The 25,787-nt window shown below is 64.1% G+C and carries 25 protein-coding genes; 16 read left to right on the top strand and 9 right to left on the bottom strand.

Features of this window, described 5'->3' with window-relative positions; genetic code table 11:
* Positions 1-52 precede the first annotated feature (52 nt).
* The 4 genes from V8V93_RS09845 to V8V93_RS09860 form a co-directional block, all read right to left on the bottom strand.
* A complete protein-coding gene (locus V8V93_RS09845; protein ID WP_338670160.1) occupies positions 53-751 on the bottom strand; it encodes a molybdopterin-dependent oxidoreductase in 699 nt (232 codons plus the stop codon).
* 114 nt (positions 752-865) lie between these two features.
* Positions 866-2,713: an ATP-binding cassette domain-containing protein gene (locus V8V93_RS09850; protein WP_338670161.1), complete on the bottom strand. Its 1,848-nt coding sequence runs from the start codon at positions 2,711-2,713 to the stop codon at positions 866-868.
* Between the two features lie 16 nt (positions 2,714-2,729).
* Positions 2,730-3,518: an ABC transporter permease gene (locus V8V93_RS09855; RefSeq protein WP_338670162.1), complete on the bottom strand. Its 789-nt coding sequence runs from the start codon at positions 3,516-3,518 to the stop codon at positions 2,730-2,732.
* Positions 3,519-3,530: 12 nt separating this feature from the next.
* On the bottom strand, positions 3,531-4,514 hold the full coding sequence (locus V8V93_RS09860) for an ABC transporter substrate-binding protein (protein ID WP_338666507.1): 984 nt from the start codon (positions 4,512-4,514) through the stop codon (positions 3,531-3,533).
* A 562-nt stretch (positions 4,515-5,076) separates the two neighbouring features.
* On the opposite strand from V8V93_RS09860, the gene V8V93_RS09865 reads away from it, so the two are divergent.
* Complete coding sequence (locus V8V93_RS09865) at positions 5,077-5,454, top strand: hypothetical protein (protein WP_338666508.1); 378 nt, start codon at positions 5,077-5,079, stop codon at positions 5,452-5,454.
* Between the two features lie 3 nt (positions 5,455-5,457).
* A complete protein-coding gene (locus V8V93_RS09870; RefSeq protein ID WP_338666509.1) occupies positions 5,458-8,139 on the top strand; it encodes a molybdopterin-dependent oxidoreductase in 2,682 nt (893 codons plus the stop codon).
* Between the two features lie 115 nt (positions 8,140-8,254).
* Here V8V93_RS09870 and V8V93_RS09875 read toward each other — a convergent pair whose 3' ends face one another.
* The 3 genes from V8V93_RS09875 to V8V93_RS09885 all read right to left on the bottom strand — a co-directional run bounded on the left by V8V93_RS09875 (position 8,255) and on the right by V8V93_RS09885 (position 10,624).
* Entirely contained in the window at positions 8,255-9,073 is an 819-nt protein-coding gene (locus tag V8V93_RS09875; RefSeq protein WP_338666510.1) for a DODA-type extradiol aromatic ring-opening family dioxygenase, read from the bottom strand.
* Positions 9,074-9,082: 9 nt separating this feature from the next.
* Positions 9,083-10,174, bottom strand: a complete 1,092-nt coding sequence (locus tag V8V93_RS09880) for an ADP-ribosylglycohydrolase family protein (protein WP_338666511.1) — start codon at positions 10,172-10,174, stop codon at positions 9,083-9,085.
* A 165-nt stretch (positions 10,175-10,339) separates the two neighbouring features.
* Positions 10,340-10,624 carry a hypothetical protein gene (locus tag V8V93_RS09885; RefSeq protein ID WP_338666512.1) on the bottom strand — a complete coding sequence of 95 codons (285 nt, stop codon included), beginning with the start codon at positions 10,622-10,624 and terminating at the stop codon, positions 10,340-10,342.
* Between the two features lie 137 nt (positions 10,625-10,761).
* Here V8V93_RS09885 and V8V93_RS09890 point away from each other — a divergent pair, with 137 nt between their 5' ends.
* Entirely contained in the window at positions 10,762-10,950 is a 189-nt protein-coding gene (locus tag V8V93_RS09890; protein ID WP_338666513.1) for a hypothetical protein, read from the top strand.
* A gap of 180 nt (positions 10,951-11,130) precedes the next feature.
* Here V8V93_RS09890 and mazG read toward each other — a convergent pair whose 3' ends face one another.
* Complete coding sequence (mazG, locus tag V8V93_RS09895) at positions 11,131-11,937, bottom strand: nucleoside triphosphate pyrophosphohydrolase (RefSeq protein ID WP_338666514.1); 807 nt, start codon at positions 11,935-11,937, stop codon at positions 11,131-11,133.
* A gap of 46 nt (positions 11,938-11,983) precedes the next feature.
* Positions 11,984-12,505, bottom strand: a complete 522-nt coding sequence (locus V8V93_RS09900; RefSeq protein ID WP_338666515.1) for a CvpA family protein — start codon at positions 12,503-12,505, stop codon at positions 11,984-11,986.
* 189 nt (positions 12,506-12,694) lie between these two features.
* Here V8V93_RS09900 and rfbC point away from each other — a divergent pair, with 189 nt between their 5' ends.
* From rfbC to V8V93_RS09965, 13 genes are all read left to right on the top strand, one after another.
* A complete protein-coding gene (gene rfbC, locus V8V93_RS09905) occupies positions 12,695-13,264 on the top strand; it encodes a dTDP-4-dehydrorhamnose 3,5-epimerase (RefSeq protein WP_338666516.1) in 570 nt (189 codons plus the stop codon).
* Positions 13,265-13,267: 3 nt separating this feature from the next.
* Entirely contained in the window at positions 13,268-14,698 is a 1,431-nt protein-coding gene (locus tag V8V93_RS09910) for a mannose-1-phosphate guanylyltransferase/mannose-6-phosphate isomerase (RefSeq protein WP_338666517.1), read from the top strand.
* A gap of 170 nt (positions 14,699-14,868) precedes the next feature.
* A complete protein-coding gene (locus V8V93_RS09915) occupies positions 14,869-15,618 on the top strand; it encodes a cytochrome c3 family protein (protein WP_338666518.1) in 750 nt (249 codons plus the stop codon).
* Positions 15,619-15,631: 13 nt separating this feature from the next.
* The gene (gene qrcB, locus V8V93_RS09920; RefSeq protein WP_338666519.1) at positions 15,632-17,578 is read left to right on the top strand and encodes a menaquinone reductase molybdopterin-binding-like subunit QrcB; all 1,947 of its coding nucleotides are present in this window, start codon (positions 15,632-15,634) and stop codon (positions 17,576-17,578) included.
* Between the two features lie 12 nt (positions 17,579-17,590).
* A complete protein-coding gene (gene qrcC, locus V8V93_RS09925) occupies positions 17,591-18,403 on the top strand; it encodes a menaquinone reductase iron-sulfur cluster-binding subunit QrcC (RefSeq protein WP_338666520.1) in 813 nt (270 codons plus the stop codon).
* 11 nt (positions 18,404-18,414) lie between these two features.
* Complete coding sequence (qrcD, locus tag V8V93_RS09930) at positions 18,415-19,641, top strand: menaquinone reductase integral membrane subunit QrcD (RefSeq protein WP_338666521.1); 1,227 nt, start codon at positions 18,415-18,417, stop codon at positions 19,639-19,641.
* Positions 19,642-19,963: 322 nt separating this feature from the next.
* Complete coding sequence (locus tag V8V93_RS09935) at positions 19,964-21,025, top strand: TAXI family TRAP transporter solute-binding subunit (protein WP_338666522.1); 1,062 nt, start codon at positions 19,964-19,966, stop codon at positions 21,023-21,025.
* Positions 21,026-21,331: 306 nt separating this feature from the next.
* The gene (locus tag V8V93_RS09940; RefSeq protein ID WP_338666523.1) at positions 21,332-22,060 is read left to right on the top strand and encodes an amino acid ABC transporter ATP-binding protein; all 729 of its coding nucleotides are present in this window, start codon (positions 21,332-21,334) and stop codon (positions 22,058-22,060) included.
* A gap of 38 nt (positions 22,061-22,098) precedes the next feature.
* Positions 22,099-22,905 (top strand): ABC transporter substrate-binding protein, encoded by an 807-nt coding sequence (locus V8V93_RS09945; RefSeq protein ID WP_338666524.1) that lies wholly within the window; start codon positions 22,099-22,101, stop codon positions 22,903-22,905.
* Between the two features lie 78 nt (positions 22,906-22,983).
* Positions 22,984-23,751, top strand: coding sequence for an amino acid ABC transporter permease (locus V8V93_RS09950; RefSeq protein ID WP_338666525.1), 768 nt, complete (start codon positions 22,984-22,986; stop codon positions 23,749-23,751).
* 12 nt (positions 23,752-23,763) lie between these two features.
* Positions 23,764-24,480 (top strand): amino acid ABC transporter permease, encoded by a 717-nt coding sequence (locus V8V93_RS09955; RefSeq protein WP_338666526.1) that lies wholly within the window; start codon positions 23,764-23,766, stop codon positions 24,478-24,480.
* 146 nt (positions 24,481-24,626) lie between these two features.
* Positions 24,627-25,265 carry a precorrin-8X methylmutase gene (locus V8V93_RS09960; protein ID WP_338666527.1) on the top strand — a complete coding sequence of 213 codons (639 nt, stop codon included), beginning with the start codon at positions 24,627-24,629 and terminating at the stop codon, positions 25,263-25,265.
* Positions 25,266-25,499: 234 nt separating this feature from the next.
* A complete protein-coding gene (locus tag V8V93_RS09965; RefSeq protein ID WP_338666528.1) occupies positions 25,500-25,787 on the top strand; it encodes a 4Fe-4S dicluster domain-containing protein in 288 nt (95 codons plus the stop codon).

Here is a 25,787-nt window from a genome sequence, read left to right on the forward strand (position 1 = left end):
CGGCGGTACCGTCATCCCGTCAAGCCGCTTCCGGCGCGGTCCGGTTGACCGTCTAGCGCGAGTACCGCTCCTCCTTCCAGGGGTCGGCGGAGTTGCTGTAGCCGCGCGTCTCCCAGAAGCCCAACTCGTCCTTGGAGACGATCTTCAGGCCCTTCACCCATTTGGCGCTCTTGTAGAAGTAGCGGTCCGGGACCACCGCGCGCACCGGGCCGCCGTTGGGGCCGGGCAGAGGGCTGCCGAACAGGGTGTGGGCCAGGAACACGTCCGGCTTCCGGGCCTCGTCGAGCGGGATGCTCGTGGTGTAGCCGTGGGCGGCCTCGATGACGACGAATTTCGCGTGCTTGGTGGGCTTGGCACGGTCCAGGAGGGCGGCCATGGGGACGCCGCGCCAGGTTGAATCCAGCAGGGTCCATCCCGTGACGCAGTGGACGTCGCAGGTAAAGTTCTGCTGCTTGAAGGCCATGAGCGCCTCGAAGTCGAGAGCAAGCGGGTTCTCCACCTCGCCGTGGACGCGCAGCCGGAAGTCCTCGGGCCGGGGCGAGCCGGGCCTGCCGCCCATGTCCTCAATCTGTTCGATGGCGGTCTGGCCCGGAGGGACGCGAGGCCGCCCGTCGGGCCGCAGGGCCTTGGCCAGCTCCTCCTGCCGCGCCTCGCCGACCGTGGCGAACAGGCCGGGCAGGCCGATGCTGACCACGGTACCGGCCGCGACGGCCAGAAAGACACGTCTGGACAACTGGTTCTCTTCCCTCATGACGGCTCCTTGCGGTTGATGTCGCATGGCCGGGCCGGACCCGAGCGGGCCCGGCACTTCGCCACTTCTACATGGTCGCAAAGAGCGGCGCAAAGGACAAGGGGAAATCGGAGACTAGTTGGCCAGCCCCCTCAGGCTCGGGCCGAGCAGGGTCTCCACCTGCTTGGGGCCGAGGTCCATGCGGTAGAACAGTCTGTAGAACTCGCGGGTCTCCCGGATCAGGTCCCAGCCGAACCACTCGGGGTAGAGCAGGTTGGTCAGCCATATCAGCCCCATGAGCCGGTTCACGGACGGTGGCCGGTCGAACCAGTTGTACATGGCCGCAGGGGGTTCGAACACGGCGTTGCCGCGGACCGCCTTGAGCCTGGACCAGAACGGGTCGGTCCGCAGTCGGTTGTACAGCCGCTGTGGGGACTTGCCCTCGTCCGAGAGCATGATGACCACGTCCGGGTCCCAGCAAGCCAGGTCCGCGGCGCAGACCGGCGTGCGGCCGCAGCCGCGCTGTTCGAAGACCTCGGCCGCGTTCACCCCGCCCGCGTATTCGATGATCTCGCCGTGGCGGGACCGCCGGGGCTCGGTGAGCAGGCCGGTGGGCGACTGGGCGTAGTAGACCGTGCGCCGCTCGCCCGGCGGGATTGCGGCAGCCGTCTTGGCGATGTGGTGGAATTTTTCGTCGAAGTAATCGGCCAGGAGGTTGCCCCTGTCCGGCACGCCGACGAGCGCGCCCACGCGCCGCAGGACCTCGCCGGTGCGGTCCAGGCCGCCGTCGTAGACGAGCACCGGGATGCCCAGCTCCTGTTGCAGCCGGTCGGCCGCGCCCGCTTCGACCTCGTCCAGGGCGAACAGGGTCAGGGAGAGGATCAGGTCCACGCCGCGCTGCCGGACCGCGTCCTTGTCGAAGGTGGCCTTGCCGCCGCCGAAATTGCCGCCCATGACCCCGAGGACCGGCAGGGAGAGGTACGCCGGGTCCGCCAGCATGCGTTCGGGCGGCATGGGCGGCATGCCCAGCCCCGCGATCTTGCCGGGGGCCAGGGCGAAGAGCAGGGACGTGACCATGGGATTGTAGCCGAAGACCCGCTCGACCTGGGTCTTGACCAGGACCTTGCGGCCGGCCATGTCCGTGGCCAGGGTCGTCTCGGGAAGGTGCACGGGCTTGAATTCCACCATATTCACCTCGTTGGTTGCGGCGTGTGTGCCGGTTGGTCCCGTCGGAATGCTGGATCCGGCCGGGGTGGCCACGGTCGGGCCGAACGCCGCCCGAACGGCAGGGGCGGCCAGGAGTCCGTCCGTGGTCCGCCGGACAAAGTCCGCGTCGCGGGCCGCAAAGGGCTCGATGATGCGCTGCTCGTGGACCACGCGGCCGGGGGCCGGGGCCAGGATGACGATGCGGTCGCTCAACCGGACCGCCTCTGCCGGGTCGTGGGTCACGAAGACGGCGGCCAGGCCGCGCTCGTCGATGAGGGACCGGACCAGGTCCTGGAGTTCGCGCTTGAGGCCCACGTCCAGGGCGCTGAACGGCTCGTCCAGGAGGAGCAGGTCCGGCTCCACGGCCAGGGCCCGGGCCAGGGAGGCCCGCTGACGCATGCCGCCGCTCAATGCGCCGGGATATTTCTCCAGGTCGCCGGGGGCGAGGCCCATGCGTTCGGCCAGGCGGCGCGCCGCGGCCAGCCGTTCCGCCTCGGGCATACCCATGGCCTTGAGCCCGAAGGCGATGTTCTCCCCGGTGCGCCGCCAGGGGAGCAGGCGGGGGTCCTGGAACACGCAGGCGGTGTGCGAAAAGGTGTTGGTCACCCGGCCGGTTGTCGGCGCGAGCAGCCCGGCGGCCATGTTCAGCAGGGAGGTCTTGCCGCAGCCGGAACGGCCCGCCAGGGCGAGAACCTCGCCGGGCGGCACGCGCAGTCCGACGTCGGCCAGCACCGGGCCGGTCCCGTAGTCGTGCGCGATGGTTTCCCAGGTCAGCATGGTTTACCGGAGGCCGTCATGCGGACGCGGCGCCGTTGCGCCACGGTTCCATGCGCCGTTGCAGCGGTTCGAGCACGAGCAGTTCCACGGCCAGGAGCATGATGAGCAGGACGATGATCCAGGCCAGGGCGTCGGCGGTGTCCAGGTTGACCCGGGCCAGGGCCATGTTCGCGCCGATACCGTCGGCGGAGGCAAGCAGTTCGGCCATGACCGCGACTTTCCAGGACAGGGCCAGGGCCGTCACCCAGCCGGGGAAAAGATAGGACAGCAGGTGCGGCAGGCGCACATCCAGGAAGAGCATCAAGGGCGGGGTGGCAAAGGCGCGGGCCATGTCCTCCAGCCCCCTGTCTCTGGTGCGCGCACCCTCAACCGCCACGGCAAAGACGATGGGCAGGGCGGTGACCACCACGGTGAAGACCGGGGTCAGCCCGGTGGTGCCGAACCAGAGCATGGCCAGGACGATCCAGGCGATGGGCGGGATGCCCAGGAGCATGGCGGTCACCGGCTTCAGGGTCTGGGCCAGGGCGGGACGCAGCCCGGCCAGGATGCCGATTCCGCTGCCGAGCAGGGCCGCTACCGCGAACCCGCCAAGGGCGCGCCCGGCCGTGATCAGCGCCGCCTTGCCCACCGCGCCCGTGAGGATCAGCCTCCACAGGGCCGCACAGGTCTCCCGTGGGGAGGGCAGGATGAAGGCGCCGTAGCGCAGGCTCCCCGCCCACCACAGGGCGAGGAAGAGCCCCACGCCCACGGCGGGGTAGCGGAAGCCCCACAGTCTGGGCCAGATCGCACCGGCTACGCGCTCCATCCTTCCTCCGGCCTAGGCCAGGTAGAAACCCGAGTCGGGCAGCTTGCCGCCCACCAGTTTGGGCGACATCCCCATGAGGGCCGAATAGTAGAATTCCAGGTCCTCCCTGGCCGTGGCCGCCGGGGTGCGGCGGATGGGAAAGGCCTCCAGGGATTTTTGCAGGACCATCGGCTTGAGCCCGAAGAAGTCGGCGCATTGCCGGGCGGCGTCGGCCGGGTGTGCGTTGATCCAGTCCACGGCCTCGCCGATACCGGTCTGCAAGGCGGCCACGGTCTCGGGGGAGTCCGCCGCCAGGGAGGCCTGGCACATGATCCCGCCGAGCGGCATGAGCGACGTGTTGCCGGTCACCGCTTCCCAGACGTCCTGGAGGACGATGCGTCGGAACTCCACCCCGGCTCCCTTGCCCTTGAGGATCGCCGCGGTCGCGGCGGGCTCGGGCAGCAGGGCCGTGTCGGTCCGTTTGGAGAGCAGCATCTGCAAGGCCTCGAAGGGCGAGTCCACATAGGAGGCGGTCAGGTCCGCATCCGGGTTGATGCCGGTTTTCGAGGCCAGGTAGCGGACGATGATGTCCGGGGTGTCCCCGCGGAAGAACAGGAGCAGGCGCTTGCCCTTGATGTCCGTGAATTGCTTGATGTCCGGGTTGCTGGTGACGATGCTCAGGCTTCCGCCGTTGTTGGTGTCCAGAAGCCGGACCGGGAGCCCCTTGTTGTAGAGAATGGCCGCCGCGTTGGCCGGAGCGGCCGAGACCTGGACCTCGCCCGAGACCATCCAGGCGCGCATGATGTCCGGGTTGCGCCACTGCTTCATTTCCATGGGGGGCAACGCGGCAGACGGTTCCCTCTGGGCCAGGCGGACAAGGGGGAGGCTGAGCGGTGCGGGCGGGCCCGCCAGCGCGAGTGCGGCCGGGGGGGCGGCCAGGGCCCGCGAAGCGGTCATAAAGGGAAACAGGGCCAGGGCCCGGGCGCTCATGGTCAGAAAGTTTCGGCGTGTGATCATCGGTGGATTTCCTTGTGGGGCGGCATGCGACCCCCTCAAGACGGAGGGCGTGGAGCGCCTGCGCCGGGGGCCGCCGTTGGGTGACGCGGCGCCCGATGGCGTCGTGCACGGGGTGGATACGGAACGGGAACACCGGGCGGTATGCGCCGGTGAACAAATTTCAGTATGTAGTTCCGGGTGCGGAAACCGGCAATGTCGTCACGGAAATATGAATATGCGTGACATAGGACCCGTGCGGCCGGGAGGGGCTTGGCCCGGCCTTGTCCGGGAGGAGATGCGGATGTGACTGGGCTGGTGCTTGGTGTGAGTGACCGGCTCCCGTCCCGCGTTGATAACCGCGGCCTCCATGACGTTGTCCGGTTCGCGACCCTTGGCGGCCCCGAGGTGCATGTCCGGGAGCGGGTCAGGTGGCCTTCGCCGAGCTGCCCGGCATGCCGGACGAGCTCGACGTCGGCGTGCGCGAGTCGGGGGCTCGGCGGGCAACGACCACTTCACCAACGACGACATCCGGCGGATCATCTCGCACATCGTCCATTTCGTGAAAGCCTGCGAGGAGCGGGGCGTGCGCACAGGACTTGATTGCATCGTCCGATTGTGCGACCTCAGGATCGAGGATCGGAACTACCTCGAAGGGGTGTCCATGAACTTTTCCGGGGTCCGCCATCCGTCCATCGACGTGCATCCTGACCTGTCCGCGTTCCATTGCCTGTCCATGCGGGACATCTCGGTGCCGGACGTGACGGTCTTTCCCAACCAGGACACCGTCATGTGGCATTTCGCCGAACGGGTGCGCTCCATCCGCAAGGCCAACGTGTCCACGGATTGCCTGACATGCAGGGGCTTCATGCGCCGCTGCCAGGGGGGATGCATGGCCCTGCGCCGTGCCGCGGGCCCGGCCTGCCATGAACCGGACTCCGGCGACGGAGCCAAGGAAGCGTAAAGAATGAGCCAACGGAAGATCGTCACCACCTGTACGCGCGACTGCCCCAACTCCTGCGGGCTCATCGCCACCGTGGAGGACGGGCGGCTGGTCAAGCTTTCGGGCGACCCGGACCACCCCCTGACCGGCGGCGTGGCCTGCCACAAGACCGCCAAATACATCAAGCGCGTGTACAGCGCCGAGCGGATCACCCACCCCCTGCGCAAGGTGGACGGGCAGTGGCAACGGGCCACCTGGGACGAGGTCCTGGATCTGGTGGCCGACAAGCTCAAGTCGGTGGTGGCCGAATCCGGCCCCGAGGCGGTCCTCTATTACCAGGGGTACGGCGAGCGCACGGCCCTCAAGCTCCTGAACAAGTATTTCTTCAACCTGCTCGGCGGGGCCACGACCATGCGCGGCTCCCTGTGCGGCGGCGCGGGGCAGGGGGCCCAGAACCTCGATTTCGGCGAGCGCGTGTCCCACGACCCGCTGGACCACTTCAACTCCGAATCGATGATCCTGTGGGCGCGCAACCCGGTGTCCACCAACATCTCCCTGGTCAAGATCGTCAAGGACATCAAGAAGCGCGGCGGCCGCGTGGTGGTCGTTGACCCGGCGCGCAGCCTGTCCGTGAACATCGCCACCCACCACGTGCGGCCCAAACCGGGGCGCGATGGGTGTCTGGCCATGGCAGCGGCCAAGCTCATCCTCGAGGCCGGGGCCGAGGACCGCGATTTCCTCGAGAACCGGGCCGAGGGCTGGGCCGAATACAAGGCCATCCTGGATTCCCTTTCCGTGCCCGAACTCTGCTCCCTCGCCGGGGTTCCGGTCACGGACGCCGAACTGCTGGCCGACACGCTCATGAACCAGTTCCCGACCTCCATCCTGCTCGGCTGGGGGCTGCACCGCCACGAGTACGCCCACTATGCCATCCGGCCCATCGACGCGCTCGGCGGCATCGCGGGCATCCTCGGTGTGCCCGGCGGCGGGGTCAGCCAGGGGTTCGAGGAGTACGGCCCCTACGACCAGGCATACTGGGGCGACCACCTGCACCCCGACCACCGGACCCTGCTCATCCCCAAAGTGGGCGAGGAGATTCTGAACGCCCGCGCCCCGGAGATCCGCATGATCGTGGTCACGGCGGGCAACCCGGTGTGTATGGCCCCCAACGCGGACAAGATCGTCAGGGCGTTCAAAAAGGCCGAGATGGTCGTCTATTCCGGCCATTTCCTGGACGATACCGCCGAACTGGCCGACGTTTTCTGGCCCGCCACGACCTTTCTCGAAGAGGATGACCTCATGGCCAGCTACGGCCACAATTTCGTGGGCCCGGTCAACCCGGCCATCGAGCCGGTGGGCGAGACCAAGTCCGAATTCCGGATGTTCCAGGAACTGGCCTCGCGCTTTCCGTTCGCCGTTCAATACCAACGGCCCGTGGACGACTGGCTGAAGGCCATCTGCACCCCGCTCTGGCAGCAGGGCACGGACCTCGAGAGCATGCGCAAGGGCCCGTTCCGCCTGGAGGCGCCCATGGTCCCCTATGTGGACGGCGTGTTCCCCACCGAGTCCGGCAGGTTCCGCTTCATGACCGAGTTCGATCCGGCCGTGCTCCAGGACGAGGACCCGGAATATCCCTACAAGCTACTGACCATCGCGCCCCACGGCTACATCTGCTCCGAGCGCACCTTGGCCGAGCACGACGCCTTGCCGGAGGTCGTCCTGAACACGTCCGAGGCCCGCAAGCGGGGGGTGGCGGACGGCGGCCACGTGGTCGTGCGCAGCCCGCACGGCAGGCTCATGGCCCTGCTCAAGGTGGACGAAGCCATGCGCAGCGACGTGCTCATCACCGAGCGCGGGGGCTGGAACAAGGCGGGCCACGGGGTCAATTTCCTGACCAGGGACATCCCGTCCGTCGTGGGCCAGGGCACACCGTTCTACGAGACCCGGGTCACGGTGGAGCCGTGCCCGAAGGACAGGGTCGTCGGTTCCACGGTGCTGGTGGTCCAGCATTCGGACGAATCGCCCGGCGGCAACTTCACCAAGGAACTGGCGCGGCAGGGCTGCATCCTGACCACGGTCATGCCCGCGCAGGGGGACCCGCTCCCGGATACGCCCGGCGGCTTCGACCGGCTGGTGGTCCTGGGCGGCCCGCAGCACGCCTCCGACGACGGGAAGACGCCGCACTTCCCGGCGCTGATGCGCTTGATGCGCGATTTCGACGCGGCCGGAAAGCCCGTGGCGGGCATCTGCCTGGGCTGCCAGCTTCTGGCCCGCGCCCACGGCGCCGAGACCTGGACCATGCCCGCGCTGGAGTTCGGCTACGTGCCGCTCTCCCTGACCGAGGCGGGTCGGGCCGATCCCGTTCTGGGCCAGGCCGGGCCGGTGCCGCCGCTCATGGAATTCCACGAGGACTCCTTTGACCTGCCCGAGGGGGCCGAACTGCTGGTCACGGGCGCGGCCTGCGCCAACCAGTGCTTCCGGATCGGCAAGGCGTCCTACGGCTTCCAGTTCCACCTGGAGCTGGACTCCATCGGCGCAGAGGCCTGGTTCGACGAGTTCGAGCGCGGCGACATCGACACCTACGCCAAATACCGCACCCAGTTCAGCGGGGAGTTTTTCGCCGAGATGCGCAGCCGCTTCCCGCTGCTCGTTCCGCAGTCCGGGGATTTCTGCCGGAACGTGGCCAGGAACTGGCTCAAGCTCTAGGCCCCGTACCCGAAAGGGAAAGGGGAGTCTCCTCCGGGAGGCTCCCCCTTTTTTTGTCGCTTTGTCGGCATCCCCCCCCCCGGAGGGGTTGGAGGCCCGTTTTTCCTTACCTCGTTCAGGCCGGTTGCCAGAGGTGGGTGCTCGCCGCCTTGCCGATGATGATCAGCCGGAAGTGTTCGTCGCACGGGCGGCCCGCCGCGCCGCAGCAGACGTGCAGGGGCAGCAGGTGCTCCTCGCGCGGGTGGCAGTAGCGGGCGTGCGGGGCGTCCTCCCAATGGACCAGCCGCGTCGCCCGTTCCTCCGGGGTCAGGGCCGGGTCGGCGCAGGTCCCGACGAGCCATTGCTGGAACTCGCCGTTGGCCAGGGCTGTCTCCGCCGTGTCCTGCGCGAAAAAGGCGCGCATGTTGTGGAAGGAGAACCCCGAGCCGAGGATGAGCAGGTTCTCGCGGTCGAGCCCGGCCAGGGCTTCGCCCAGAGCCAGGTGCGCGGCCGGGTCCAATCCCTTGATCAGCGATAGCTGGACGCAGGGGATGTCCGCCTCGGGGTACATGATCTTCAGCGGGACGAACAGGCCGTGGTCGAAGCCGCGCGCCTCCTCCGTGCCGCAGGGCAGACCGTGCGCCGCGAGGGTCCCGCGCACGGCCTCGGACAGCGCATTGTCGCCGGGGGCGGGGTAGGCGATCTCGTAGGACTCCGGCGGGAAGCCGTAGTAGTCGTAATAGAGCGGCGGCTGGTTGCCGGCGGTCACGGTCGGCACGGTCTCCTCCCAGTGGGCGCTGACCACCAGGATGGCGGACGGCCTTTCAATGCGCGTGGCGAGGACCTTGAGGTTTTCGATCATCTCCGCATGGCCTGCGTCGCCCAGCAGGGGCAGCGGCCCCGCCCCGTGGGAGAGGTAGATGACGGCCGGGGAGCCTTGCTTGATTTCATTCATGGACGTTCCTTATAGTTCGGTCGGCTCGGCCGCCTGTGCGGCCAGTTCGAGGGCCAGGGTGCGTAGCTCCCCGCCCCGCTCCAGGCCGTCGATGAAGCGTTGGGGGATGCCGGACAGCCCCACCTGGGCGCCCACGAGGGTTCCGGCCAGGATGGCCCGGACCTGGTTCTGGCCGCCGCCGTTGAGCGCGTGCAGCACGGCCGACTCGAAGTCGTCGCGGAAGCGGGCCGCCAGGTAGTAGGCCGCCGGGAGCATGTGATATATGGCGCAGGGCATGCCGTAGACCAGGGAGACTTTCCAGGCGGGCTCGATGCGGATGTCCGGATCGGCCGCCGCCCGGGCTATGTAGCTCGGCGAGAGCAGGGCGTCGGGCGAGGCGAAGCGGCCCGCGCGCGGTGGGTCCGGGTCGCCGGGGCGCGGGGGCTTGAGCCCGTCGCGGGTCACGGCGTGGAAGGGCAGGACGTTTTTTTTGACGAGGTCCATGAGCGTGTCGGACAGGTGCGCGTCGAGCGCGCTTCCCCGAACGAGCTGGGCGAGCACCGCGCAGTAGGCCACGGTCAGGGACAGGACCAGGTCGTCGGACTGGGTCAGGGCCGCGTTGCGGCTGACCGTCTCGGCCAGGCGGCCCGGATCGAGGGCGTAGCGCACGGCGATGGCCAGGGTGCGCTCGATGGCCTCGGTGGTGTCGGCGTGCCCGGCGGTCTCGCCCCAAGGGCGCTTTTGCTCCACCCGCCTGCGCCAGGCCTCGCGGATGGACTGGCTGGTGTAGCCGCCCGGCCCGTTGGCAGGCTGGCCGTTGAGCAGGGGAAAGAGCTCCTCGTCCATGCGGCGGCAGAAGTCCGCTTCGTCGTAGTCGCCGCGTTCCGCCAGGGAGCGGGCGGTCAGTTCGAGGATGAACCCGGACTGCGACGACTGCCCGGCCTTCATGCCGTCGTGGTAGCGCCCCGGACGGGGGGCGGTGTAGCCGGTTATCCACGGGCCGTAGTCGCGGCGTAGCTCGTCCAGATCGTAATACCAGTGCGGTCCCAGGCCCAGTGCGTCGCCTATCCAGGCGCCCATCAACGCGCCCGCGGCGCGGTCCCGTATGCCTTCGTTCGTCATGTCGCCTCCTATGCTGCCGGTCGGCGAGGGCGGTTCGCTGCCCCATGCACAGCCTACGGCGGATGGATGTCTTTCGGAAGGTTTTTTCCGCGATGCGGCAAAGAGTAGCCCCGCCCCTCCATCGAGGAAGGGCGGGGGTCCTTTCGGGGCGTTATCTCCGGGCCGTCAGATGATGGTGTTGATGACCGCGCCCTTGGCGTAGGAGCCGAGGACATCGGTCTGGAAGTTGTAGCTTTGGGCCAGGCCGGCCTTGTCCGCCGTCGAGGTCCCGGGGTTCATGTAATCCAGGGTTTTCGAAACAAGCGACGCCTCGGAGGAGACTTTGTCCACCGGAGCGGGGCTCGGGCCGCTGTCGTTCATGTAGTCCAGGGTCTCGGAAACCACGGCAGCGCCGAACGTTTGTTGGTCGAACGGCGAGTAGCTTCCGAGTCCGCCGATTGCCATGGTCATACGCACCCTCCTGCCTTCAGGGCGGAAATAACGCCTATCCGCCTTTTCGGCATTCCTCCGTATATCTTTAGGGCAAGGTTGGAAAAAATATAGCCAATGAATACAAATGAGTGTATGGAGATGATTGGGAGAGGCCCATGAACATCGATTATATCTGGCTCATCGTCGCCTTTGCGATCACCGCCGTGGTCGGCGTGGTGCTGCACCGCTGGCAGCGGCCCGTGCTGCCCAGACTCTACGTCTGGATCACCCTGGCCGGGACGCTGTTCTCCACGTATTACATTCTAAACGTGTTCTTCGGGACCGGCCGCACGGGGTGGCCGTGATGCCGTTGGGGAGGAACCGATGGACAAGACATTGGTGTTGATTGCCGCCGTGGCGGCGGGAGCGGGCGTGGCGGCCCTGGCCATCTGGAGGCTCAGGTCGCGCTGCGTGCCGTGAGTGCTGATGTACGCAGCCGTCGGCGCGGGTATCGTCGTATTCTATGTTCTCGAGTATCTGTTCGGCTAGGCCTGTTCCCAGTCCTTGACCTCGTCCCACAGGGTGTTCATCTCGTCCAGGCCCAGGTCGGCCAGGGCGAGGCCGCGCATTTCGGCCAACTCCTCCATCTTGGCGAACCGGGTCAGGAACTTCTGGTTGGCGAAATCGAGCGCCGCGTTGGCCTTGATGCCCTTGCGCCTGCCCAGCTCCACCAGGGTGAAGAGGTAGTCGCCGAACTCACGCTCCGAGTCCTCGGCGTGGCCTGAGGTCATGGCTTCCTGCCACTCGGCCCATTCTTCCTTCAATTGGGCCTCCACGTCCCGGTCGGACTCCCAGGTGAACCCGTTGCGGGCGGCCTTGGAGTTGATACGGTACGCCTTGAGCATGGGCGGCAGGCCGGAGGGCAGGGAGTCGAAGACCCGCTTGCGGTTGGTGCCCTTGTTCTCCTCGCGCTTGGTCTTTTCCCAGTTGTCCCACAGCTCGTCGATGTTGTCGAAGTGCTTGTCGCCGAACACGTGCGGGTGGCGCCGGATCATCTTGGCCGCGCTGTAGTTGAGGGAATCGGCCAGGGTGTGGGAGCCGTTGCGCTCGTACAGGGTGGCCATGAACAGGAGGATGAACATGACGTCGCCCAGTTCCTCCATGGCTTCGCGGGCGTCCCCGGAGCGGATGCCCTCGATCAGCTCGAAGGCCTCCTCGGCCAGGTAGTCGCACAGGGTCAACGGGGTCTGTTCCTTGTCCCAGGGGCAGCCGTCGGGCGCGATCAGGGCCTCGATGACCCCGAGCAACTCACGCATGGCCAGAGCCGGGGCGTCATGTCTTGTTTCGCTCATGGCGAATCTCCTTCGGAAATGGGAAAATCGGGTTGTGCAAACGGGGCTACTCGGCGTCGTCGTCGTGCCTGATGCCCAAGGCGCTCTTGGCCGAGTCCAGGGCCTGGGGCAGGTCGACGTATTCGCCCATCTTGTCCACCATGTGCCGCGCCCTGGGCGCGAGGTAGGACTCGTTGAGAATGTCGGACCGGGGGGCGAAGGTCTGGAGGAACATCAGGCCGACCAGGCAGATGAGCACGCCTTCGAGCAGGCCGAAGACACCGCCCAGAGTGCGGTCGATCCAGCCGAGCAGGGATATCTCCAGCACGCTGCGGATCAGCTTGGTCACCAGCCAGACCACCACCAGGGTGCCGATGAAGATCAGCGAGTAGGACAGGGCGCTGACCGTGATGTCGCTCGAGATGTAGAGTTTCAGATGCGGGGCGAGGACATCGTCGAAGCGCGACGCCAGGAAAATGGCCAGGACCACGGCGATCAGCGACAGGACTTCCTGCACCAGGCCGCGGAAGAAACCGCGCAGGACGAAGAGGGCGACAATGCAGATGAGAATGATATCCAGAAAATTCATATAAATGCACCCATGGTCGGCTGAAGTGAACTTCCTCACAGAGCCCTAGCAAACTGAGACCGAAATGTGAACCGCATTCGAAAGATATTTTGTGATGGGCCCTGCCGGGAAATCCGGGGCAGGGTTGTGTCCCTGGCTGAACTCGGCTACATGAACACCAATCGCCTGTCTTTTTGCAAGGAGTCGTGAATGCAGGTCCATGAGACGGAATTTCCCGGTCTGCTCGTCCTGGTTCCCAAGGTATTTCAGGATGAGCGGGGCTTTTTTCTGGAAAGCTACAACGCCGATCACTTCCGGGAGATCGGCATAGACTGCGGGTTCGTCCAGGACAATCACGCCTACTCCAAGGACGTCGGCGTGTTGCGCGGTTTCCATTTCCAGGTGCCGCCCGCGGCTCAGGCCAAGCTGGTCTGGGTGACGCGGGGCGCGGTCCTGGACGTGGTCGTGGACCTGCGACGGGGGTCTCCCACCTATGGCCGGGTGGAGCACGTGATCCTGAGCGCCGCCAACTTCAAGCGCATTTTCATTCCCAAGGGGTTCGGCCACGCCTATGTGACCATCATGCCGGACACGGAGTTCCAGTACAAGGTGGACGCGCCGTATTCGCCGGGGCACGAAAGCGGCCTGGCCTGGGACGACCCGGCCATCGGCATGGACTGGGAACCGGCCCTCCGGGGCAGGGAGCCCATTCTCTCTGAAAAGGACCGGCGTCTGCCCGGACTGGCCTCTTTCGAATCTCCCTTTACCTTCGAGGATTGAACCATGACTCGAAACGATCCGGTTGCAACGCCGTTCGCCGAGGACTGCCACGCCATCATCCTGGCGGGCGGGTCCGGTACCCGGCTCTGGCCGCTCTCCCGGAACCTGCTGCCCAAGCAGTTGCTGGTCCTGGGGGGCACGTCCACCCTGTTGCAGCAGACCGTGGCCCGCGTCCTTGAGGTCTTCCCCCCGGACCACGTCTGGGTGGTGACCAACGAGGAGCACGTCTTTGAAGTACGCAAGCAGGTGGCGGGCCTGGACCAGACCCTGGAAGGGCAGGTCCTGGCCGAGCCGATGGGCCGCAACACCCTGCCGGCCATCATGCTCGGCCTGGACAAGGTGGTGGAGGCCAATCCCAAGGCCCTGGCCGCCGTGTTCCCGTCCGACCACCTCATCAGCGACGGCGGGGCGTGGGCCCATGACCTGGCGCGCGCCTCGGAACTGGCCGTGCGAAAACGGTTCGTGACCTTCGGGGTGCAGCCGGACAAGCCCGAGACCGGCTACGGGTACATCGCGCTGGGCGAGGACCTCGGGGGCAACGCCTTTGCCGTGGAAGGGTTCGTGGAGAAGCCGGACTTCCTGACCGCGGACCGGTTTCTGCGCGAGGGCACCCACCTGTGGAACAGCGGCATGTTCCTGTTCTCGGCCAAGCATTTCCTGACCCAGGTGGCCCGTTGCGAGCCGGTCCTGTGGGCCTGGTGGATGGGCCGCGACGAGGCCCCGCTGGTTCAGGGATACCGAGATATCCCCGATATTTCGGTGGACTACGGCGTGGTCGAGAAGATCGACAACATCGTTGTGGTCAAGGCCGGGTTCGAATGGGACGACCTGGGCAGTTGGGAGGCCATGTACCGGCTGGGCGACAAGGATGCTGACGGCAACGTGGTCCGGGGCGACGTCCTGGCCATGAACTGCACGGACTGCCTGCTCATCAGCGAGGGCGGAAAGCTGGCCGTGTCCGGGCTCGCCCATATGATTATGGTCCAGACGCGGGACGCCACCCTGGCCTGTCCCATGGACCGCGTGCAGACCGTGCGCGACGTGGTCGGCGCCCTCAAGGCCCAGGGCAGCCGGCTGGTGGAGAGCCACACCACCGTGTACCGCCCGTGGGGCAACTACACGGTGCTGGAGGAGGGGCCGCAGTACAAGATCAAGCGCATCCAGGTCACGCCCGGCGCGCGCTTGAGCTCGCAGATGCACCATCACCGCAGCGAGCACTGGGTGGTGGTGGACGGAACGGCCGAGGTGGAGGTGGACAACGAGCCGCGCATCCTGGTGGAGAACCAGTCCGTGGACATTCCCAAGGCCTCCCAGCACCGGCTGGCCAACCCGGGCAAGGTCCCGCTGAACATCATCGAGATACAGAGCGGGCCGTATCTGGAGGAAGACGACATCGTCCGGTTCGACGATGTCTACGGCCGGGCGCAGAAATAGGTTCCCGGTCTATCGTTGTGGTTTACCAGTTGGAATAGCTACGTTTCTACCCATTCTAGAGTTCGTGAAAATTTTCATATTCTCTTGACACCAAAACGATTGGTGCCTTATGGAAACGTAGTTCAATTGGTGTGATTTTCACATTAACTTTAGAGTGATGGGGCGAGGTTATGGAGGAAAGAAAAGCATCAAAACGGTGTGGAGGGGTGTTCCCCTTTATCATCGGCTTCCTGGCTACCTGCGTCTTGGGGTGGGCTGTTATCCCCGGTCTGTTCTTCCAAAAGGAGGAACAACCCGTCTGGTTCAGCCACGCCGTGCACGTGGACGGTCAGGGAATGGATTGCGAAAGCTGTCACTATTTCCGGGATGACGGCACCTACGCCGGTTTCCCGACCAACGAAGTCTGCGCCGAATGTCACGCGGTCGATCCCGAAGAGGCCCAGGCGGCCATTGCGGAGGAAGGCATCGACCCGAACGACTACGACGCCATCATGAAGGCCGGCATCGGCGCCATCGAGGACAATCTGGCTTCCTCGGACGAGGACAAGATGCAGGCCGAACGCGAGTACGTGGTCAAGTATCTGATCCAGGGCAAGGAAGTTCCCTGGCTGAATTACCAGTACCAGCCGGACAACGTCTATTTTTCGCATGCCTCGCACAAGAGCCTCTCCATCGAGGACCTGGCGAGTCTGAAGAAGGAATTGTCCGATGTGGTCGATCCCTCGGTCTTCGAGGGCGAGGCCCCCGAGCAGAACTGCAACCTCTGCCATCTGAAGGATATTCAGACGAACGATGTGCCGCCGGCCCTCGAGCGCAATGTCCTGTCCGGGTACAGCAAGACGACTATGAAGATGTGGAAGTGCGAACGGTGCCACGCCCTCAAGGGCCAGCCCAACGCCTGCTACACCTGTCACAAGTAAAGGGGTACTGAGAATGAGCGTAGCACGCAGAACTTTTATTCAGTTGGGTGCGGGCGCCACCGTCGGTATTCTTTTTACCCCGACGGTGTGGAAAGCCCTTGATGATGTTTCCATCTGGACACAGAACTGGCCCTGGATCCCCAAGTTGAAATACGGGGCGGTCGAGAACAAGCCCACCGTGTCCAAGATGTGCGAGTCCGGTTGCGCCGTGAAAGTCCGGACCGTTGCCGGTGAACCCTTCGGGACCATGGGCAACGAAGACAACCCGATCTCGGGCGGCGGCATCTGCCCCCTGTGCGCCAACGGCGTCCAGGTCAAGAACAGCCCCAACCGGATCAAGGCCCCCATGCTGAACGGCGAGGAGATCACCTGGGAGAAAGCCCAGGAGGTCGTGGCCGAAAAGCTGGCCGCCGCCGGTTCCAAGGTCGCGGTCATCTCCGGCGATCAGACGGGCACGGCCAATGAGGTCTTCTCCGCGCTGCTGGCCGACAAGGGCAGCGACGCCTTTTATGTCATGCCCTGCGACATGCAGGCGGCCGACAAGGCCTGGACCGGCCTGATGGGCGGTTCCGGCCAGATCGGCTACGACCTGGAAGGAGCCGACCTGGTCCTCCTGGCCGGAGCCGACGCCCTGGAATCCTGGGGCCCGACGGTCGCCAACCTCAAGTCGTTCGCGGCCAACGAGTCCGGCAAGTTCATCTTCGCCGGTCCCATGCAGACCAAGACCGCTTCCGTGACCTCCGAGTGGGTCCCGGTTCCGGCCGAGGGCATGGCTGCCTTCACCCTGGGCATCGCCTACTATGTCCTGCAGGCCGGAAAGTCCGTCGACACGGGCGACTTCGGACAGTTCAAGGCCATGGTCATGAGCGAGTACACCCCGGCCAAGGTCGAGGCCGCCACCGGCGTCAAGGCCGACCGCATGGCCGCCGTGGCCAAGCAGTTGCTGACCGCCTCCAACCCGGTGGTCGTTCCCGCGGGTCCGGTTGCGGCCCACGGCGCGGCGTTCGCGCTGAACCTGCTGCTCGGCGGCGCCATGAAGGCTCTGCCCGAGTTCGCCAAGGCCATCCCCACCGCCATGAGCCGCTCCGAGATGCTCAAGGCGGACATCCTGGATGGCGTGGATACCGACCTGTTGTTCGTCTACGAGGCCAACCCCGCTTACGCCCTGCCCGAAAAGGTCAAGGCCGGCTTCACCGTTGCCTTCGACATGGTCCAGACGGAAACCACGGCCACGGCCAACCTGGTTCTGCCGAGCCTGCATCCCTACGAGCGGTTCGACGACCTGGCCAGCCCCTACGGCCTGGCCGCCGCCACCTATTCCCTGGGTGCGCCGGTCTGCAAACCGGCCGTGGACGCCTCTTCCGCCGCCACCTTCATCCTCGGACTGGCCGATCTCGGCTTCGCGTCCTTTGAAGAGGTCCTCGGCGCCAAGGTGGAAGCCATCGGCGCGGACATGGACGCCCTCCAGGGCGGCGAAGCCTACGTGGTCGAGGGCGAAGCCCCGATGGCCGCCTCGCTTGCCGCCAACGTGCTGGGCAAGGCCGCGGTTCCCGTCAAGGGCACCGGTGCAGTGGGGCTGGTTCCCTACACCCTGCTCAACGTCGGCACCGCCAATCAGGCCACCACGCCCAACGCGCCGTGCACCATCAGCAACAACCAGTTGCTCGGCGACTACATGGTCGTGATGATGGGATCGGCCACCGCCAAACAACTCGGCGTGTCCGTCGGGTCCAAGGTCAAGCTCTCCGGTGGGAAGGGCGAATGCGAAGCCCTGGTGCAGATCTTCGAAGGCGTCATGCCCGGCGTCGTGGCCGCTCCCCTGGGGCTGGGCCACACCGTGGGCGACGAGTTCTCGAAGGGCAAGGGCGATAATGTCTACAAGATCCTCACGGTGAGCTCGGAGGCTGCCGCCGGCGCCTCCACATGGGCCGGTTCCACTGTGAACGTCGCCAAAATCTAGGGGGAACCGTCAATGCATTATAAAGAATTCAAAATCAAATGGGGCATGGTCATTGATATTGACAAGTGCACCGGCTGCGGGGCCTGCATGGTCGGCTGCCAGGTGGAGAACAATATCGCTCCTATGACCAAAAGCGACCCCTATAACTATGTTCAGGCTCTGACCAAGCCGCGCGACGACGCGTCGAACAAGCTCAGGACCCTGACCTGGATGAACGTCTACGAGCTGTCCAACGGCAAGGCCTTCCCGGAACACGAGACCGCCTACCTGCCGCGTCCCTGCATGCAGTGCGGCAACCCGGCCTGCGTGCCCGTTTGCCCGGTCGTGGCCACGGAAAAGAACGAGGAGGGCGGCATCGTCTCCCAGATCTACCCCCGTTGCATCGGGTGTAGGTACTGCATGGCCGCCTGCCCTTACCATGCCCGGTACTTCAACTGGTGGGATCCGCTCTGGCCCGAAGGTATGGACAAGGGGCTGAGCCCTGCCACCTCCGTGCGTCCCCGCGGCGTGGTCGAGAAGTGCAACTTCTGCCATTCCCGCTACCTGCAGGCCAAGGACAAGGCCCGCTTGGACGGCGAAGATCCGATGAACCTGCCCGAGGGTGCGTACACCACCGCCTGCGCCGACATCTGTCCGACCAAGGCGATCACCTTCGGCGACCTGAACAATCCGGAGCACAAGGTGCACGAGCTCGCCAAGAGCCCGCACGCGTTCCGTCTGCTCGAGAAGCTGGGGCTGCATCCGCAGGTCTACTACATGTCCGAGCGCGAATGGGTCCGCAAGCAGGGCGACAACTACAACGCCGAAGCCGGCGGACACCACTAGGAGGCTGAACAATGGATAGCAAACTCTTCCCGGAAGGGGTGCAGCGCTGCTCTTTCGGCAAGTTCCTGATTTGGACAGCCGTCATTCTGGCCTTCTTCCTGTGGGGCCTCTACGCCGCCGTGCTCGTCCTCTACAACGGCATCGGCACCACCGGCCTGGACAACTACTTCGGGTTCGGTGCCTGGATCACCTTCGACCTGGCCGTGATCGCCCTGGGCGCCGGTGCGTTCTTCACCGGACTGCTCAAGTACATCCTCAAGATCAAACAGCTTGAGAAGATCATCAACCTGACCGTGGTCGTGGGCTTTATCTGCTACTCCGGCGCCATGCTGGTCCTGACGCTCGACATCGGGCAGCCCGGCCGCGCGTGGTTCGGCTACTGGCATCCTAACGTCCACTCCATGCTGACTGAAGTTATCTTCTGCATCACCTGCTACTGCACCGTCTTGATCATCGAGTTCGTCCCGCTGGTCCTGGAGCAGAAGCAGCTGAACAAGATTCCCTTCATCCACGCCCTGGCCCATAACATGCATGTGAACATGGCGCTGTTTGCCGGTATCGGCGCGTTCCTGTCCACCTTCCACCAGGGTTCCCTGGGCGGCATGTACGGCGTCCTGATCGGCCGTCCCTTCGCCTTCCGCGAAGGCTTCTTCATCTGGCCGTGGACCTTCTTCCTGTTCGTCCTCTCCGCCGTCGGCTCCGGGCCGGTCTTCACCGTCCTGGTCTGTACCTTCATGGAGAAGCTGACCGGCAAGAAACTCGTGGACTTCAAGACCAAGGCCCTCATGGGCAAGATCGCCGGCACCATGCTGACCGTCTACATGTTCTTCAAGATCCTCGATACCTGGGCGTGGGCCACCGGCTACCTGCCCTCCGTGGGCCTGACCTTTGACCAGATGTTCTACGGCATGGTCTACGGCAAGTGGCTGCTCTACACCGAGATCGTCCTGTGCGGCGTGGTTCCGGCCATCATGCTGATCACCCCGTCCATCCGCAATCGTCCGGCCCTGCTGTACACCGCGGCCATCCTGGACTGCGCGGGCGTGTCCCTGAACCGGTACATCTTCACCGTCCAGACCATCGCTTTCCCGGCCATGCCCTTCGACAAGTGGCAGGTTTACGCCCCCAACTGGGTGGAGTACGCCTCCTCGATCATGATCGTGGCCTACGGCTTCCTGGTCCTGACCCTGGTGTACCGCTATCTGCCGCTGTTCCCGCAGGAACGCGAATTGAACTAGGTCCGTCACTCCCATCACCAACAAAAGACCGCTCCTCGGAGCGGTCTTTTTTTTTGGGCAAGGGCGGAACGGCTGTTGGCCTCGCTTTTCTCTCCCTGCGAAGGGTGTTCGGTCCCTGTCTTTCCTTTTTCGAGACGCGAAAGGGGGAATTTCCGTTGCCCTGGCGCGGCGAGCAGTTTCCTGGCCGGAGCGGAGTGTCAGACGATGAACTGTACCCGGTTTGCCTGATGGCCGAAAAGGGCGTATTCATTGTGCAATAGCCCGCGTGTGCCCCGTAGGGCAGGGGACGCGGCGGCATATCTTGCAGCGGAGGAGGGGGACCATGGCGTTGAGTGTCAGGACGATTGTGGCGGTTGCAGTGTTGTTGGCTTCGGCTGTCTGGCTCTCTGCCTGCGGGGATGCGCCGAAAGAGGAGCGGACGGAATCGGGCTCGGGGACAGCGACGACAGCCCCGGATGAGGCCGCCTCCGAGGTCTACAAGGCCGGGGAGCCCACTTTCGTGACCATCGGCACCGGGGGCATCACCGGGGTCTATTATCCCACGGGCGGTGCCATTGCCAACATGGTCAACCTCAAGCGGGACAAGTACAACATCCGGGCAACGGTGGAGGCCACGGGCGGGTCCGTGTTCAACATCAACGCGGTCATCGCCGGGGACCTCCAGTTCGGCATCGCCCAGGCGGACCGTCAGTTCCAGGCTGTGCACGGCATGGCCGAGTGGCAGGAGCGGGGCCCGCAGAAAAAGCTGCGCGCCGTGTTCTCGCTGCACCCGGAGACCGTGACCCTGGTGGCCGGGGACGACACCGGCATCCGGGACATCCGCGACCTCAAGGGGAAGCGGGTCAACATCGGCAATCCCGGCTCGGGCCAGCACCAGAACTCCCTGGACGCCCTGAACGCCGCCGGGCTTGGTATTGGCGACATCCAGGCCGTGGAGGTCAAGGCCGTGGAGGCCATCGAAATGCTTGAGTCGGGCACCCTGGACGCTTTCTTCTACACGGTGGGTCACCCCTCGGCGGCCATCCTGAAGATCACCCGCGGCAAGCGCAAGGTGCGCATTGTTCCCATCCTCGGGGTGGACACCCTGTTCGTCCTGCATCCCTACTATGTGCCGTCGAGCATCAACATGCAGTATTACCCCGGGGCGGCCGACGCGGGCAAGACCGTGGAGAGCTTCGGGGTCAAGGCCACGCTGGTCACGTCGAGCGACGTTCCGACCCCCATCGTCTACGCTCTGACCCGTGAGGTTTTCGTGAATTTCGAGGCCTTCAAGGCACAGCAGCCCGCCTTTGCCGGGTTGACAAAAATGGGCATGCTCCAGGGGTTATCCGCGCCCATCCACCAGGGGGCGTTGCGCTACTACCGCGAAGCCGGGCTGCAATAAGCGCCGGTTACGGCCCACCTGTCCGCGCCCGGGCTATCCGGCTGGAACCGGAAGGGATCTGAATTCCCGGTCGAAAGGCGATGGAATCGGCTTTTCAGGAGGTGGATTGTGCCCCGGAAAACGACAAGGAATCGGGACGGGCCGGGTGTTGACAAAGTTGTATTTTCCCCCGGACGTCTTGACTTTATTTCAATTTCGGACAATATTTATTGTCTGTGACTGGAGCCCTGCCGGTCGGTCCTGGCACCTGGCGGATTGGAGGGGCTTTTTCTTTATTTTCACATTCATGTCCGGAGACAGCTGCAAATGGCAATGATTGAAGTGCAGAAACTGCACAAGTGGTATGGCGATTTTCACGTTCTGCAGGGGATCACCGAATCCGTGAACAAGGGCGAGGTGCTGGTCATCTGCGGCCCGTCCGGGTCCGGCAAGTCGACCTTCATTCGCTGTATCAACCGGCTCGAGGAATACCAGAAGGGGCAGATCCTGTTCGACGGAAAGAACATCCTGGACAAGGACGTCAATATCAACGATCTGCGGGCCGAGATCGGCATCGTATTCCAGCAGTTCAACCTCTATCCACACCTGTCCGTGCTCCGGAACGTCACCCTGGCACCCACCAAGGTAAAGAACATGCCCAAGGACGAGGCCGAGGAGATCGCCCTGAGCCTGCTCGAGCGGGTGGGCATCCACGATCAGGCCCACAAGTATCCCGCAGAACTCTCCGGCGGCCAGCAGCAGCGCGTGGCCATCGCCCGCTCCCTGGCCATGAAGCCCAAGGTCATGCTCTTCGACGAGCCGACCTCGGCGCTCGATCCGGAGATGATCAACGAGGTCCTCAACGTCATGAAGGACCTGGCGCGGGAGGGCATGACCATGCTCTGCGTGACCCACGAGATGGGTTTTGCCCGCGAAGTGGCCGACCGGGTCCTGTTCATGGACGGCGGCGTGGTGGTCGAGCAGGCCGCCCCGGACGAATTCTTCCGCAATCCCCAACACGAGCGCGCAAAGAACTTCCTGAAGGAAATTCTTTAATTGGCATAAAACTGGAATCTCTAGAGAGAGGAGGATTCATGAAACGTTTGGTACTGATTCTGGCACTGGTCCTGTCCTTCGCGTTTGCGGCCAACGTCGCGTTCGCCGGTAAAATCGAGGATATCAAGGCCAAAGGCGTGCTGGTTTGCGGCGTCAAGGACTCCGTCAACCTGTTCGGTTTCGTCGATCCCAATACCAAGGAATTGGTCGGCTTCGACGTGGATATCTGCAAGTACATCGCCAACAAGCTCGGCGTGAAGCCCGAGTTCAAGGTTGTTACCTCCAAGAACCGTATTCCCATGCTGGCCCAGGGTTCCGTGGACCTGCTGGCCGCCACCATGACCCACAAGTTCTCCCGTGACGAGCAGATCGACTTTTCCATCACCTATTTCATGGACGGCCAGAAGCTGCTGGTGAAAAAGGGCTCCGGCATCAAGTCCACCGCCGATCTGGCCAACAAGAAGGTCGGCACCGTGAAGGGCTCCACATCCGAGAAGAACATCAAGGCCGCCCAGCCCAAGGCTCAGGTCATCTCCTTTGACGAGTACCCGCAGGCCTTCATGGCCCTGAAGCAGGGCAAGGTCAAGGCCGTGACCACCGACTCCGGCATCCTGGCCGGTCTCAAGGCCGGTGACGACCATCCCGAGAAGTGGGAGATCGTCGGCGCCTTCTTCTCCTCCGAGCCCTACGGCCTCGGCGTCCCGCAGAACGACTCCGCGTTCCGCGACTTCGTCAACAAGTCCCTGAACGAGATGTGGCTCGACGGCACTTACCAGAAGCTCTTCAAGAAGTGGATGGGTTACGACCTGCCCTCCGGCTGGGAGATGGAACTCTGGCCCATGTAAGGCTGAATTAGCCCGATTCACCGGGAGCGCCTTGAGCGCTCCCGGTTTTTGCAGCAACTTCAACCTACGGATTGCATTTTGGATTATACTTTTCATTGGGCCAGGATGTTCACGGGCGAGCCCGCCCAGTGGATGTGGGAAGGGTTCTGTACCACCATGCAGATCTCGACGATCTCCCTGGTCGGCGCCATGATGCTCGGCGTCGTCATCTGCGTCATGCGCATGACGCCGTTCAAGCCCTTTCAGTGGTTCAGCTTCGCCTTCACCGAATTTTTCCGCAACACGCCGCTGCTGGTGCAGATATTCTTTTGGTACAATGCGTCGTCATTCGTCATCCCCAAGGCCATCAACGACTGGATGAACGACCTCTATTATTGGTTCCCCGGCCCGTTCACTCTGTTCGGCCATCATTTCGTCGGCGAGTGGATGCTCTTCAACGTCGAGCTGTTCATGGGCATCATCGCCCTGACCGTGTACACCTCGGCCTTCATCGCCGAGGAGATCCGGGCGGGCATCTTCTCCATCCCCAAGAACCAGCTTGAGGCGTCCCGCGCCGTGGGCCTCTCCTTCCTGCAGGGGTACCGCTACGTGATTCTGCCCCAGGCCCTGCGCATCGTCATTCCGCCGCTCATTTCCCAGGCCCTGAACCTGATCAAGAACTCGTCCCTGGTCATGGTCCTGGGCGTCACCGACCTCATGTACCAGGCCACCCAGATCGAGTCCTACCACGCCATGCCGTTCGAGGCCTTCACCGTTGCCCTGTTGATCTACCTGGCGATCTCCCTGGTCGTCTCGTTCTGCATCACCATGTACAACAAGCACTTCATGATCCAGGTCATGTATTAGGGAGGGCTTGTCATGCATTGGGATATCGCGTTCGACAACCTGGATTATTTTCTCTACGGGACAACGACACTCGACTGGCACTTCCCCTTCGTCCACAACCCCGAAGGGATGGTGGCCAGCGTCATCCTGGCCTTCTTCGGCATTTTCGGCGCCTTCTGGATAGGCCTGGCCGCTGGACTCATGCGCATGTCCCGGCGGTGGTGGGTCAAGCTTCCCGCGGTCTGCTACATCGAAGTCATCCGCGGCATGCCGTTGCTCCTGCTCATCTTTTGGTTCTATTACCTGGCCCCGGTCATCACCGGCGAGACCATGCCCGCCTTTTCCACGACCATGTTCTGCTTCATGGTTTTCACCGGAGCGTACGTGGGCGAGATTGTCCGCGCGGGCGTCAAGGCGCTGCCCAAGGGCCAGATGGAGGCCGCCCGGTCCACCGGGCTGTCCCACGTCCAGGCCATGCAGTTGGTCATCCTGCCCCAGGCTCTGCGCAACATGATTCCGTCCTTCGTCAACCAGTTCGTCTCCCTGACCAAGGACACCTCGCTCGCCGCCATTCTCGGCGTCATCGAGTTGACCCGAACCGGCATCCAGGTGGACAACCGCGAGATGGTTGCCTCCTTTGAAATCTGGATCACCATCGCCTGCCTGTACTTCATGATCTGCTACATTCTGACCTCCTACAGCCGCCGTCTGGAGGCCCAGCTGTCGCGCTACCAGGCGCGGGACCGCTAGGAAACTGGGGCGGGCAGTCCCGCGAACATCGATTGCAATCAGCCGAAACGGTCCGGAAAACGAGTGAAAACTGTTCCGGACCGTTTCGATTTTGCGGAAGAAACGAATGAGAAAACGCTGAAAAAGTGTACCAGGGGTGAACCGCTTTGACCGACATTACCTTCCAGAGCTTCCAGAAACCCGAGGACATAGAGGCCGAATCCTTCCGGATCATCGACTCCGAAGTGCCTGAACCGCGTCCGTTTCAGGGCGCGCAGTGGGCCATCGTCCGCCGCATGATCCACACCACGGCGGATTTCGAGATGCTCACGCTTGCCCGTTTTCACGAAAAGGCCGTGGAAAACGGCCTGGAGGCCCTGAAAAACGGGGCCGTGATCGTCACGGACACCGAGATGGCCAGGCGCGGCATGCCCGTGCGCAGGCTCGACCCGCTGCATTGCACCGTGCACTGTCTGATGAACGACCCGCGCGTTATCGACCGCGCCAAGGCTGAGGGAATAACCCGTGCCAAGGCGGCCGTGGACGTGGCCGTGGCCGAGCTCAAGCCCGATATCTGGGTGGTCGGCAACGCGCCCACTGCGCTCATCCGGCTGGTGGAGCACGTGGATAACGGCGCGGCATGCCCGCGACTTGTGGTCGGCATGCCCGTCGGATTCGTGAACGCGGCCGAGTCCAAGGCGTTGCTCATGAGCCGGGACATACCGTACATTTCGGTCGAAGGACGCAAGGGCGGCAGCGCGTTGGCCGCCTCGGTGATCAATGCTCTGGCCGTGCTCGCCGCCTGATTTCCGATTTTATCCGGTTGAAAAATGCGCTCGAAGGGGAATCCTTCGGGCGCATTTTGCTTTTTTTCGCCATCGGGTTTTGAAAGGTGAAAATCAATTTTTTGAAATCATTGGACACGACGAAATTTCCTGTTAGAAAATCAGCTGGGTACCATCAGGAAGAGGTGCTCTGGGAGATTTTTTTCGTTTCATTCAGGCCCGGCCTGAGGAATTTTAGCAGCCCTGGAAGGAGCCATGTCCCGTAAGAACAAAGGCAAGAACAAGGTGACCATCTACCCGGACTGGTGCAAAGGCTGCGGCATTTGCGTCGAGTTCTGTCCGGGCAAGGTCCTGGGCCTGAGCCTGGAAGGCAAGGCCGTGGTCGAGCGCGAAGAAGACTGTATCCGGTGCGGGTTCTGCGAACTGCACTGTCCGGATTTCGCCATTGTGGTCAGTGACAAGGAACCCATGGAAAACGGGCTGTCCGAAAAGGACGCCGAAACAGCGCCGCCCAAGAAGAAAACGGCCGGGAAGGGGGCTTAG

Source organism: Pseudodesulfovibrio sp. 5S69, assembly GCF_037094465.1.
In the GTDB taxonomy this organism is placed as follows: domain Bacteria; phylum Desulfobacterota; class Desulfovibrionia; order Desulfovibrionales; family Desulfovibrionaceae; genus Pseudodesulfovibrio; species Pseudodesulfovibrio methanolicus.